The 12715-nt window shown below is 47.3% G+C and carries 10 protein-coding genes; 7 read left to right on the top strand and 3 right to left on the bottom strand.

Features of this window, described 5'->3' with window-relative positions; genetic code table 11:
- Positions 1 to 142 precede the first annotated feature (142 nt).
- From OGX80_RS14330 to OGX80_RS14320, 3 genes are all read right to left on the bottom strand, one after another.
- Positions 143 to 1279, bottom strand: a complete 1137-nt coding sequence (locus OGX80_RS14330; RefSeq protein ID WP_115181114.1) for an HlyD family secretion protein — start codon at positions 1277 to 1279, stop codon at positions 143 to 145.
- 2 nt (positions 1280 to 1281) lie between these two features.
- Positions 1282 to 1638 (bottom strand): DUF3302 domain-containing protein, encoded by a 357-nt coding sequence (locus tag OGX80_RS14325; protein WP_114848329.1) that lies wholly within the window; start codon positions 1636 to 1638, stop codon positions 1282 to 1284.
- 155 nt (positions 1639 to 1793) lie between these two features.
- Positions 1794 to 2447 (bottom strand): DUF3313 domain-containing protein, encoded by a 654-nt coding sequence (locus OGX80_RS14320; RefSeq protein WP_233644156.1) that lies wholly within the window; start codon positions 2445 to 2447, stop codon positions 1794 to 1796.
- A gap of 566 nt (positions 2448 to 3013) precedes the next feature.
- Between OGX80_RS14320 and evgA the strand changes: the two genes are divergently transcribed.
- From evgA to OGX80_RS14285, 7 genes are all read left to right on the top strand, one after another.
- Entirely contained in the window at positions 3014 to 3637 is a 624-nt protein-coding gene (gene evgA / locus OGX80_RS14315; RefSeq protein ID WP_369701093.1) for an acid-sensing system DNA-binding response regulator EvgA, read from the top strand.
- Positions 3637 to 6819: a response regulator gene (locus OGX80_RS14310; protein WP_115181112.1), complete on the top strand. Its 3183-nt coding sequence runs from the start codon at positions 3637 to 3639 to the stop codon at positions 6817 to 6819. The genes evgA and OGX80_RS14310 overlap by 1 nt, the downstream gene beginning before the upstream one ends.
- A 456-nt stretch (positions 6820 to 7275) precedes the next feature.
- Entirely contained in the window at positions 7276 to 7848 is a 573-nt protein-coding gene (locus tag OGX80_RS14305) for a helix-turn-helix transcriptional regulator (protein ID WP_012135108.1), read from the top strand.
- A gap of 72 nt (positions 7849 to 7920) precedes the next feature.
- Entirely contained in the window at positions 7921 to 8439 is a 519-nt protein-coding gene (locus OGX80_RS14300; protein ID WP_012135109.1) for a fimbrial protein, read from the top strand.
- A 46-nt stretch (positions 8440 to 8485) separates the two neighbouring features.
- Positions 8486 to 9163 carry a fimbrial biogenesis chaperone gene (locus OGX80_RS14295; RefSeq protein ID WP_115181110.1) on the top strand — a complete coding sequence of 226 codons (678 nt, stop codon included), beginning with the start codon at positions 8486 to 8488 and terminating at the stop codon, positions 9161 to 9163.
- Positions 9164 to 9174: 11 nt separating this feature from the next.
- On the top strand, positions 9175 to 11676 hold the full coding sequence (locus tag OGX80_RS14290; RefSeq protein ID WP_115181109.1) for a fimbria/pilus outer membrane usher protein: 2502 nt from the start codon (positions 9175 to 9177) through the stop codon (positions 11674 to 11676).
- Positions 11667 to 12707: a fimbrial protein gene (locus tag OGX80_RS14285; protein WP_227657976.1), complete on the top strand. Its 1041-nt coding sequence runs from the start codon at positions 11667 to 11669 to the stop codon at positions 12705 to 12707. Before OGX80_RS14290 ends, OGX80_RS14285 begins: the two co-directional genes overlap by 10 nt.
- Positions 12708 to 12715 lie beyond the last annotated feature (8 nt).

Below are 12715 nucleotides of genomic sequence, written 5' to 3'. Positions count from 1 at the left end.
CTAATCCCCATTTTGATTTTCATTATATTGGTTCCCGATAACAGAGTTCATTAGCCCAGAAACAGATCTCTCAAGTTAGAAAACAAGGATGACAATGCAACCAAACATAGTAATTACATCCGGTTGCGTTCACTGATTAATATTAATGATCAAGATAAATATAATGCATCCAGCTTGTCATACGCAAAAGCACCTTACGCAATACGGAAACATGCGAGAAATGTTCCGAATATGCAGCTACCTGCGCAGAAACACCGTCGGGTAACACATCAATATATTCATTATGTTCAAGTTCAATAGTTACCATCACCCCATCCATTGCCGGTGTAACGGTTAGTGCCTGTAGTGTGCCCTCGGCCTGGTAAGCCCCTCCCGGCACAACAGGAAGAATACTCATTAATTTCCCTTCAAACACTTTTCCTGGCAGGGCGTTAAACACGACTTCAGCTTCGTCACCAGGTTTTAGACGCAACAATGAGTTCTGACGAAACTGCGCTACAACCTGTCGTTTCTGTTCCGGGATGAAGACCATCACGGGACGAAGCGGTAATGAAGACGCATATGTGCCGGGCTGAATCAACAACTGAGTGACGTATCCATTTCCAGGGGCCCGGACGATTGTTTGTGCAAGATTATATTTCGCTTCAGCAAGTTGCGCTCTCAGACTAACAATCTGGGACTGTTCGCCATTTACCTTACTGTCCAGTTGACTCTGAATCTGAGCCTGTTCGGCAACAGAAGCTTTTACTACTGCATCCTGAGACAGATAACTTTGTCGGGCATTGTCTATATCTCTTTCAGAAAAGGGATTTACCTTAGCCTGGCTCCCCTTCACATAGCGTTGATAATCTTTATAAAGACGGTCGCGTTCAACTGAGACTCGTATGGTATTTTCCTGAGCTTCAGACAACTGGGCCTTTAGTACCTCAACATTATGGATGGCCGTGACTAAATCTGCCTGTAAACGCTCGACGCGAGACTGATATTTATCAGGCTCAATTTTAAAAAGTACTTCTCCTTTTTTAATTAGTTGATTTGGTTTGTCAATGACTTCAATTACCCTTCCTGTAACCTGAGGGATCACAGGAACAGAAATCACTGCTTTTTGGGCGGTAAATGTATAGGGATGGTTATAGTTCATTAATAAAATAAGCCCACTAACCAGCCCTATACCGCCAAGAGCAGCTGACGAAAGTGTCCACTGATTTACTGGTATCCTGAATAATTTAAAAACTGTCCATGCCAGTGCAATATAGGTCAGTACAATAAGCAAATCCACAATTAAATCTCCGGTGATTCTTTATCTATTTTGTTATGTGTTTTATTTACCAATGTCTCCAGATCTGCAATACGTTTTGTTAATGCGTCTATATCAGGATTTCTTTCAGACTGAGCGGCATTCGCCTGCATGCCCCACCCACGTTCTGGTTGATAGAGCGTGGCCCAGATCCACAAAAAAGGCCAGATGATATGCAGTGTAAACAAGCTAACCCAGCCAGCTGTATGGATCGCGTCAGCATGAGGATGATTACGTTTTTTTGCAATAACATAAGGAATATCATGAATCATGATGACCCCATAAAAAATTATCAGGAATACAAAAAACAGCATTCCTAAAGAGAAATAGTTCAGGAACATACACCCTCACTGAATTATATTTTAAAAATGTAATTAACTACATTATTTCAAATAAATGGATTCTCAGTTTATAGCTAAGGTACTTATGATGGCGCTACAATGAAATAAAATATCCAGGGCCGTAGCCCTGTTCTTGTCTACAATAGAACCCAAAATTACAGGTTAAAAACAGCTGCATCGGAAGCCATTTTATCAATCACCGCTTTCAAATCATCAACTGTAAGTAACTGGTTACTGTTCGGAAGATCTTTACCCTGCCCCTTTCTCAGCACTTTAGCTACGGCATTTCCACTTTGTGAATCAATCAATTCACCTTCAAAGTAGAGTCTGGTTTCCTGAGTCCTGTATCCGCTAATTACCTGTGTTCCTGCCAGCACCATCGCTATCGGGATTACCTCATAAAACTGTAATCCCATATTACTGGTATCAACAGCAGTAATTGCCCCTCTGAAGATCAAGGTGCCAGGGCCTGGTTTATCAACCAGCATAAAGCGCTTTGCGGCGGCTGTTTTCATACTCTGATTAGTGTAATCCAGAATCCCCTGTAGAACAGCTTCACCTACCTGAGTTGATGAGCGAGGCTCAGGATAATAGACAACAGGTTCATAAATAATTTTGGAATAATTTTCCAGATGAGCATGAGAATCGATCCAGCGTATAACTGGCACACCGGTAGTAGAAACGGCTGGTTTCAAGGATGAATAATCCTTCAGGAACCCTGAATATTGCTCTGGTTTTACTCTGTCATTTGCACAACCAGTTAGTAATGATGTTACCACTATGGTGGTGGCAACATATTTCATACTCATTATAACCTCCATGAAAATAATCCTGTGTTGTGTGCTTCCCGGTTCAGACTGATTGAACAAATAAAAGAAGAATAGAAAACAGGCATAAATAATAATATATAAAGTTACATAACATAATTACTTTTTTGGGATACAGACACACAGCCCTGAGCCTTTAAAATTATGTATCATATTGATTTAAATGAAATAAATTCATATACACAGATGTTTTCATACCACAAATTCCCATACAAAAAAGTTGAAAATGTAAAATCGAACTTTTCAACATCAGGGAATATCTGATAGCTGGAGAATAATAACTCCCGATATCTCCTGGTAGCCATATCCCGGCTTAATGCCGGATAAATCAAATTCATCTACTCATCTTTTGACAGCGCATCCATTGCAGATGTGGCTGCACCAACGCCCGGCAGAGCCCCAGGTCCGCTACCGACCCGTCGATCACAGCAGTATGTCTGGTAGCCAATGACCACCTGAGTCATCACGATATAAATCCATCTCCCGTCTCGTTTAGGCTATTATCGTTAGTATATATTGTATTCAGAATGACAACTTTCAGGATGAATATGAGTAAGTTACGCACTGCAATTATCGTGGATGATCATCCCCTCGCGCGTCTGGCTATCCGTGGAGTGCTGGAGAAACAGCGCATTACTGTAATCAACGAATATGAAGACGGGACGACTGCGCTGGAAGCGTTAACAAAAACGGCTGCGGATATTGTTGTCGTGGATGTCGAGATCCCCGGAGTGAATGGCGTCGAACTGGTAGAAAAGCTCAGAGCACGGCAGTTCACCGGCGTGCTGATTGTCGTGTCCGCGAAAAACGATCGTTACTACAGCAAACGTTGCGCTCAGGTGGGCGCTAACGCTTTCATCAGTAAAAAACAGGATATGGAAAACATTCTGGCCGCCATTAATGCAGCGCAAAATGGTTATAGCTATTTTCCTTTTTTCCTTGAAGCCCCCTCAGTTGCGTTAACCGATGCACAACGCCTGGAATCCCTCTCGGCACAGGAGATGAAGGTGATGGGCTATATGCTTAATGGTCTTGATAATTCACAAATTGGCGATGCAATGCATATCAGCAGCAAAACGGTCAGCACCTATAAAACACGGTTAATGGAAAAGTTAGGCTGCAAATCATTAATTGAGCTGCTCTCATTTGCCCACCAAAATAAGCTGACCTGATGATGAATAAATGGCCCATATTCGTGCTCATTGTTTTATCGATTACCGGGTGTGGCGTTCATGCCCAGGATGAGCTACCCGTTGAGCTGGAGTTGTCGGGCTACAATTACATTACGCCGGTTCCTGTTTATCTGAGTGAGGATGACAAGCGCTGGCTGAAGCAGAAAAAAACGCTTAAGGTTGCGGTTTATCAACCAGAGCAATCGCCCCTCGTGCAGACCACGCTTACAGGACGTTACCGTGGGATGAATGCCGATTATCTTGCGCTGATTCAGCATTCACTCAACACCCACATCAGCGTGACGGCCTGGAAAAATCAGGAATCGGCAATTCATGCGCTGAAGGCGGGCGAAGTCGATATGGTATTGACCGGTCTGGAGAGTCGCCCTTTCGCCGAAGAAGGCATTCTGTCCTCGCAGCCGCTGGTACATTCCTGGCCAAATTTAGTGACGTCGTTAGCCAATGTCATGGTTCCCTTGCAGAGTGCGCAAAGCACCCGGGTCGCTACTGTGAATCACTATCCTGATGAGGGGTTTATTCAGCAGTCATTTCCTAACGCAGAGATCATTAATTACCCCACCTATCAGGAAGCGCTCAGTTCCGTCGCGCATGGGCAAAACGCCTGGTTTGTTGGCGACTCACTGACAACCAGCACCTGGCTATCGCAGGAATTTAGCCTCGCGTTGACGACGGTGAAATACTGGCCTGAACCACAGAAAAAAAGCGCCTTTTTATTTTTGCCAACGCAGGAACGTCTGCTGACAATTGTGAATAACACGCTCAGCGCCATCGATGAAAATGTGCATGGGCAAATAGCCCAGTCAATGATCGATAAAGGCAATCTGTCCTTTCTGTTAGAGCCGCTTAACCTGACCAACCGAGAGAAACAGTGGCTGAAAAGTCATAACACACTGCGTGTCATCATTAACCCGTGGTTTGCGCCTTACACCATGGTCGACAGTAACCAGGAAACGCGGGGCGTGGTGGGGGATATCCTGAATCTGATAGGTCTGCAAACCGGTATGCAGTTTGAAACCATTGTCGTCAAATCGAACGAAGAAATGGTTTCTGAAATGAAGAAAAACAACTGGCATATTGTGCAGGCCGCAACCTACGATTTAAGCCGTGAAAACGCGATCTCCTTTACCCATCCCTTTATTACCACCCAATTCGTCACCGTTGTCAGAAAAGAGAATACGCAGGAGACCACGCTACGGGCGGGGATGAGTGTGGCGATCGGCGCCGACCACGCGTTACTGGCAAAGCTTAAAGCCCAACACCCCGGCATTCAATGGAAAGAGGTGGAAAACTCCAGCGTAGCCTTGAATCTCGTGGCGACGGAAAAGGTGGACGCGGCCATTTCAAATCAGCTGACGGCCCGCTATATGAGCGAGCATTATTATCCCGATCAGCTCGCCTGGCTCCCGATTGCCGGTGAAGCGCCGGCGGCAATCAGTTTTGCCGTTCCCCGTTCCGAACCGGAACTTCGGCAGATCCTGGACAAAGCCCTGGATGATATTCCGCAAAAAGAGATTTTCCAGATCGTCAGTAAATGGATACGCCTGCCGGACGTCAAAATTGATACCTGGGAGTTGTATAACAGACCGTTCTATCTGGTGGCGATACTGGCGACGTTGCTGGTGGTGAGCAGCTTGCTGTGGGCCGTTTACCTGTCGCGGAAAGTCCGCCAAAGGAAGCGTTCTCAACGCTTACTGGAGGCGGAACGAAACAAGGCACAGCAAGCCAATGAAGAGAAGCGGGAGTTTCTTTCCCATATGAGCCACGAGATCCGAACGCCGGTCAGTGCAATTATGGGATTTCTGGAACTCTTACAGCTCTCCCCCGCTCGCTTCAGCCCTGAGGATAAAGCATCGGTGGATCAGGCTGCCCAGGCCTCGCGATCATTGTTAAAACTGATTGGCGAGATCCTCGATCTGGAAAAGATTGAATCAGGACTCTTAGACACCGTTCCGCAGTGGGTAAATGTTGATGCTCTGATAAAAGAAAAAATGACGCTGTTTAGCGCACTGGCGGCCCAAAAAGGGATCGACCTGCGTTATGACTCGCGGCTGGACCCGCAAGAGGCGATGCATCTGGACCCCCAGTTGCTGGGGCAGGTACTCACCAACCTCATTGGCAACGCGGTTAAATTTACGCAGCAAGGGTATGTCAGGATTTCGGCGACAAAGTCCAACGCGATGCTGGCGCTCTCGGTGAGCGACTCCGGTCCGGGTATTAGCACTGAAGAACAGAACCGTTTATTCACCGCCTTTAGTCAGGGGAAAGCGGGTAAGCATCATCGCGGTTCGGGCCTGGGGTTAGCGATCAGCCGGGCATTGATGACGCAAATGGGGGGAACCATCGCGCTGCAAAGCGAAATAAACCGTGGAACCACCCTGACGCTGAACCTGCCCGTGCAAACCTCGCGTGATATCACGCCGGTATCTATTGACGCGCCCCCGCCCCCTCCCGTTATTCAGGGGACGCTGCGGGTATTAATCGTTGACGATCATCCCTCCAGTCGACTGCTCCTGAAACGTCAGCTTGCAACGTCAGGTATTGTTGCGGATGAAGCCGAAAACGGCGAAGAGGCCTTACGACACCTTCAGCAACAGCATTATGATTTGCTTATTACCGACCTCAATATGCCCGCAATGGACGGCATTGAACTTACCCGTCAGGTACGGAAATTTAATCGCGACCTCACCATCTGGGGGTTGACCGCCTCAGCGCAAGAACATGAACGCGAACGCTGTCTTGCGGCAGGCATGAATGCCTGTATTTTCAAGCCGATTACGTTATCGCAAATCTCGCACTTCCTTTCAGGAATGTGTGAGACAGCCAATACGATGTTTGATATCGAAATGCTGGGTATGCTGGCGCAAGGCAACCGGGCGCTCATGCTTACAGCGTTAAAAGATGCGCAGCAGGAGAACCGCCGTGATTTAGTCGCCGCCCGACAAGCGGCGCATACTGAAGATTATCTGACCGTGAAGCGCCATATTCATCGCATTAACGGGACTGCCCAACTGCTGGGCGTTAAGGCATTGATGAAGGTAGCGCAGTCGATGGAAGACAAACTACCTGACGCCATTTCCGCCGCAGACCTTGCCACAGACCTTGATCGCATCGACGCCTTACTTGATGAATTAGATCAGGCTATCGCAACATTCATTCCATAACCTTCCTACACGCGTAGGCGGCGCCTGACAGAAAAATAAGGTGCCGCTGATGTTGTCCCGTTGTTAACCAGGTAAAATTAGCCTTGTTCTGACGGAATATATTTCGTTAATTAAACCTGGGATATTTCCTAAGAAAAATCCATTTTTACCGTCATTTCAAGTTTCAACTATCAAATGACATCAAACCATTAAACCACACCTATCAATAGTGATAGTGTTAAATTTCATCTTTATGGCACATAAATAGTTTTTTATTTCAATAAAGAAGGCAATCACTGGATCGTTGTTCTTTTGAAAGGGAACAAATAGAAGAAACGATCGTTTTTATGATTATATTCGAAATCCATTATTTTTGTGGTGTCATCTGATTTTATTTTCTGTAAATTTCACAAAGAAACATGAGGTGAATTTCTGGCGTTAAATAACCAAAGAGGGCATGCCAAAAAGGGAAGTTTTATGGATTTGTCAAACTCCGTTTTTTCTGATGATTATTTTTTTATCGTCGGTATCAGTACGCTGTTAACATCGGAGTTGATTGATGAAAATTACTACATAGTAGATGTTGAGACAACAAACCTCCTGCAGGTTAAAGAGCATTTTTTTGCAGACAGGAAGATTATTGCGTTTATAAGCAATGATCTTGACTACTATGCATTAAAACATCTACGGAGTATTACGTTTGTTGATAAGCGAAGCCGACTTAATGAAATTCTGTCCTGCCTGTTTGTCAATGATTCCCGATATATTTATCGGGTGAAGTACACGCTTTCAATGCGAGAAAGCGAAGTGCTCTCATGTATGCAAAAAGGGCTTGATGCGAATGAGATTGGTAAACAATTAGGTATGACGGTTAAGACATTTTATGCCCACCGGCGCAGTTTGGTTTTTAAACTTCAGGTCGGCAATCGTATATCTTTGTACCGAACTATCGCACGAGTAGAAAGTTATAAGCAGGACACCTGCGAACACAGCATTTCGTTAATCAGACAATGTCATTCGTCAGATAAGTATTTCACTGGAGGGAATTAGCACATTATTAATTAACATTTAAAGCATCAGTATATTATTTCTTAAATATTAACTTAACTAACTGGATCTTATATGAAAAAGATTGCACTGATTTCCGCGATTTTATCGCTCTCTGTATTTCAGGCGGCAAATGCTGCTGACGGCGTAATTAGTTTTACTGGCAGCATCACCGGTACGGCCTGTGTGGTGGATACCTCTGCGATTGCGCAGCCTGTCAACCTGGGGACTGTCGCGACAACCGCATTCTCAGGCGGTAGCGGAGCAACGGCGGCGGCGAAGCGTTTTAATATTGTGCTGAAATCCTGCCCGGCCAGCATTTCCAACGCCAGTATTCGTTTTGATGGCATCACCGACACGATTAACCCTTCTATTTTAGCACTGAGCAATGGGCAGACAGCGTCGAATGTTGGTGTCGCGATTTATGAGCAGGACAACTCAACGTTGATCCCCGTGGGTTCCGCATCCTCCAGCGTAGCGCTGGAAGAAGATGTTGATAACACACTGACTTACTTTGCCAAATATATGGCAACCGGCGCTGTTGGCGCGGGTACGGCAAACTCTTCAACCGCGTTTACCGTTATTTACCAGTAAAAGCAGGGCCCTTCGCGGCCCTGAGTAATTCACTCAGGATCTCTTCATGTTTCAGAAAATCTATAAAAAGATTGCCGTTGGTCTTTTGTTTATCTCCGCAACGGCAATAAGCGGTGTGGAAATAGGCGGCACCCGGCTTATTTATAACGGCAGTGGCAATCAGGCGGCAATCAGCGTTAACAATCCAGATAACAAGCCGTATTTAATTCAGTCATGGGTAAGCAAAAGTGAAAATGGCGACGACAGTGACAATGCATTCATCACCACACCGCCTTTGTTCAAATTAAATTCGCAGGCGCAGAATTCAGTACGCGTTATGTTATCAGGCGACACGCTCCCTACGGACAGAGAAAGTGTTTACTGGTTGAATATTAAAGCAATCCCTTCGTCATCACCGGATGCTAAAAATGAATTATTGATTGCGGTCAAAAGTAAAATGAAGCTGTTTTATCGTCCGGCAGGATTAAAAGGCGACCCTTCGCTTGCGTATCAGCAGCTAACGTTTTCAAGCGTAGGTGGAAAGTTAAGTGTGCATAACCCCTCGCCGTATAGCGTGTCGCTATACGACATCAAGGTGAATGGGAAACAACTAGCAAAACCTCCAATGGTTTTACCATTTCAAACGGTATCGCTACCTCAGTCGGCGGTAACGGGTGGTGAAGTATCGTGGCGTGCGATTAATGACTTCGGAGGCATTACGACTGAACATAAATTTAAAATGTAGGTTACAAAGCCATGTTTCATGTCAATGCAGTTTCGGGTTTTGCTAAATTAACTCGGTTATCCACACTTATTTATCTGTGTACGCATACTCCTGCTGTACTGGCTGGCGATTATTTCTCTCCAGATTTTATTGAAACCCGTGGAAATATCCCGCGTGATATTGATATTTCTCGTTTTAATGAAGCTGACGGGCAGGTACCTGGCGTCTATCACGTTGATGTCTATGTAAATGGAAATTATCTGGTATCACAGGATATTTCATTTATTGACAGTAAGAGTGGGTTAATACCGGTGTTGACTCGTGCAGATCTGGTGCAATGGGGCGTTAAGCGCAATGCACAACCTGAATGGATGCACATGGCAGATACCGCGAACGTTGAACACCTCAGCAAACTGCTTCCCGGCAGCCAGCTTATTTTCCAGTTTGACGGGATGCGCCTGGATCTCTCTGTACCGCAGGAGTATCTACAGCGCGATCCCCGGGGGTCGGTATCGCCTGAGCGGTGGGATGACGGACTGAATATGCTGTTCCTGAACTACAACTTCTCAGGCGCTAACACGCATGGCAGCGACAAGTCGAGTAACGACAGCTATTTGAACCTGCGTAGCGGTATTAACGTTGGGCCCTGGCGATTGCGTCATTACGCCACTTATAACAACAACGATGGCGCTGGTCACTGGAACACCCTTGGCACATCGCTGGAGCGTGACATTAAGGCTCTGAAAAGTCAGTTCAGCATAGGCGATGGTTATACGCAGGCCGGTGTGTTCGACAGCGTGAATTTTCGCGGCGCGCAGCTTTATTCAGATGACAGCATGATGCCGGAAAGCGTCCGTGGTTTTGCTCCCGTGGTACGCGGTATTGCACAAACCAACGCGCAGGTCACCATTCGTCAGGGTGGCAACGTTATCTGGCAATCTTATGTGCCGCCAGGCCCGTTCGCGATTGACGATCTGTACCCGACCACCGCCAGCGGCGATCTGGAAGTGGCGGTACGTGAGGCGGATGGATCGGTGCATCAGTTTATTCAGCCATTTTCCGCGGTGCCGGTGATGCAACGCGAAGGTCAGTTCAAATATGCGCTGGCAGCAGGGAAATATCGCGCGGCAAACAGCAAAGATAAAGAGCCGGAATTTCTACAGGGCACGCTGAGCTACGGTTTACCCTGGGATAGCACGATATATGGCGGCACGCTGGCATCCGCAGATTACTGGGCCGGAGCACTGGGGATCGGAAAAGGGTTCGGTGAATTCGGCTCGCTCTCTTTTGACGCCACTTTCGCCCGTACGCAACTGCCCGGCAAGACAGAAGAAGGCGTGTCGTTACGCGCGCAATACGCCAAAGACTTTGCTTCGACAGGCACCTCATTCAGTTTGATGGGCTATCGCTATTCCTCATCAGGTTTTCGTGATTTCCAGGAAGCGAACGGGGATGTGAATACCTTTCGAATGGGGAGCGACACAATACGTGAAGGCAACAGCTGGCGCTATGAACGGAACAAACGCAGCAAGGCGCAGGTGACGCTGAACCAGCGACTTGGCGACTGGGGAAATATAAACCTCTCCGCCTGGCAACAGGATTACTGGGGCGGCGACACCGAGCGCAGCGTTAACGTGGGTTACAACACCAGCATAAACAATATCAACTACGGCCTGAACTACAGCTATTCACGCGGCCCCTGGCACAATGAAAACGATCATATCGTCTCTCTGACGATGCAGATTCCGCTCTCACGTTTCCTGCCAGACAGCTGGATGACGGTATCCGGGAACAGCAACAAAAAAGGCGATACGACTTCGCAGGTGGGGTTATCCGGTTCAGCGCTGGAAGATAAAAACCTGAGCTGGAATGTGCAGCAGGGCTACAACAGCAAAGGCTCGGATGCGATGGGAAGCGCTTCCGTCAATTACAAAGGCCGTCATGGCGAGTATCAGCTTGGTTACAACTACTCTCGCGATAACCGCCAGATGTCGGTTGGGGCGATGGGCGGCATTGTGGTTCATCCTTACGGCGTCTCGGCCACGCAGCCTCTTGGCGAAACTATGGCACTGGTGAAAGCGGACAACGCAGCGGATGTAAAAGTGGCGAATAACAGCGGGATTTACACCGACAGCAGAGGTTTTGCCGTGGTGCCGTATGTCACGCCGTATCGGCAGAACAGTCTGTCATTGGATACCGCATCGCTGAACCCGCATACCGATGTGCTGAATGACACCTACACCGTTGTACCGACCAAAGGCGCGCTGGCGCTGGCTGATTACCCTACCGTCACCGGTTATAAGGTCATGCTTCAGTTCACCGGGAAAGAGATTCCGTTTGGCGCGACGACCCGTATTAAAAATCACGACAACATTCCAGAAGGAATGGTTGACGATCGCAAACGCGTCTGGCTCAACGGCGTACCGGAAAACGGAACCGTGATCGTTAACTGGGCCGAGGGAAGTTGTCAGGCAACGTATCAGATAACGCAGATCGCTGACAAACCGCAAACAGTCATCGCGCAATGCCACTGATCTGGAGAGAAAGAAAAATGTATCGAATTTTAATCAGCTTAATTTTTACCTCGCTGGGATTATTTTCACACACCGCCCTGGCGTGGAACTGCACTACGGTTACGTCAACAACAACGATCTCACCGCAGAATGTAACTATCTCGCGGGATCTCCCTGTAGGCTCAATAATAGGAACACAGGTTATTACACCGACAATTAATGCCTTTAACTGTTGGGACTCCGCTGAGGGCGTTATATCCAGGCAGATTTTTGGTATCAGAGCCATTGGCACATTCGATTCGTCACTCAACGGGCGTCAGATATATAAAACGAACATTAGCGGCGTGGGGTATTCCCTGTCCGCCGCAACGACAAAATGTGCCGCAGGCATCGTGACCGTTACGGGAAGCAATACCATACGGGGAGACATAAATACCGCTAAGCTCTGTGAAAATATGGCGGGGATGGTGAACAGCAATTTGGATGGCGTGGTTATCGTGACGTTTTATAAGACGGCAGCCGAAACCGGGTCTGGAACCATAACGGCAAGAACCGTGGGATCGCTGGTTATGTTAAATAACGCGCTGCTGTGGCATTCACCCGAATCTTCCGTCAATATCAATGCGTTCACGGTTACCACGCCAGCCTGTAATCTACAAACGACGTTTATCCCCGTGAATATGCAGGACGTGGATAAACAAGCCTTTAATGGCAAAGGCACCACGCCGGGAGACGCACACACAAAGTCTTTCGATCTGCCGATGGTTTGTAACGCCGGAACAAAGGTCAGCGTTAAGATGGAAGGCGATATTTTTGATGCGAGCAAAGGCGTGCTGAAAACCATTGGCGGAAATAATGCCGCCACGGGCGTGGGGATCCAATTACTTTATAACAATCAGCCGATGGCGCTGGGTTCAGATGTCGCCGTTGGCACCTCATCCTCCGGCGGCGGATTCACGGTACCGCTGAAAGCGCGTTATTACCAGACCGGAGACACCATCACGACCGGTGCAGCGAATGGCGTTTTGTCATTTACCATGACATACCAATAAGACAGTGA

Source organism: Citrobacter sp. CK194 (assembly GCF_030333395.1).
GTDB lineage: Bacteria > Pseudomonadota > Gammaproteobacteria > Enterobacterales > Enterobacteriaceae > Citrobacter_B > Citrobacter_B koseri.
Note: the sequence above shows the minus strand (reverse complement) of the source record. Positions and strands in the feature narration are given on the sequence as shown.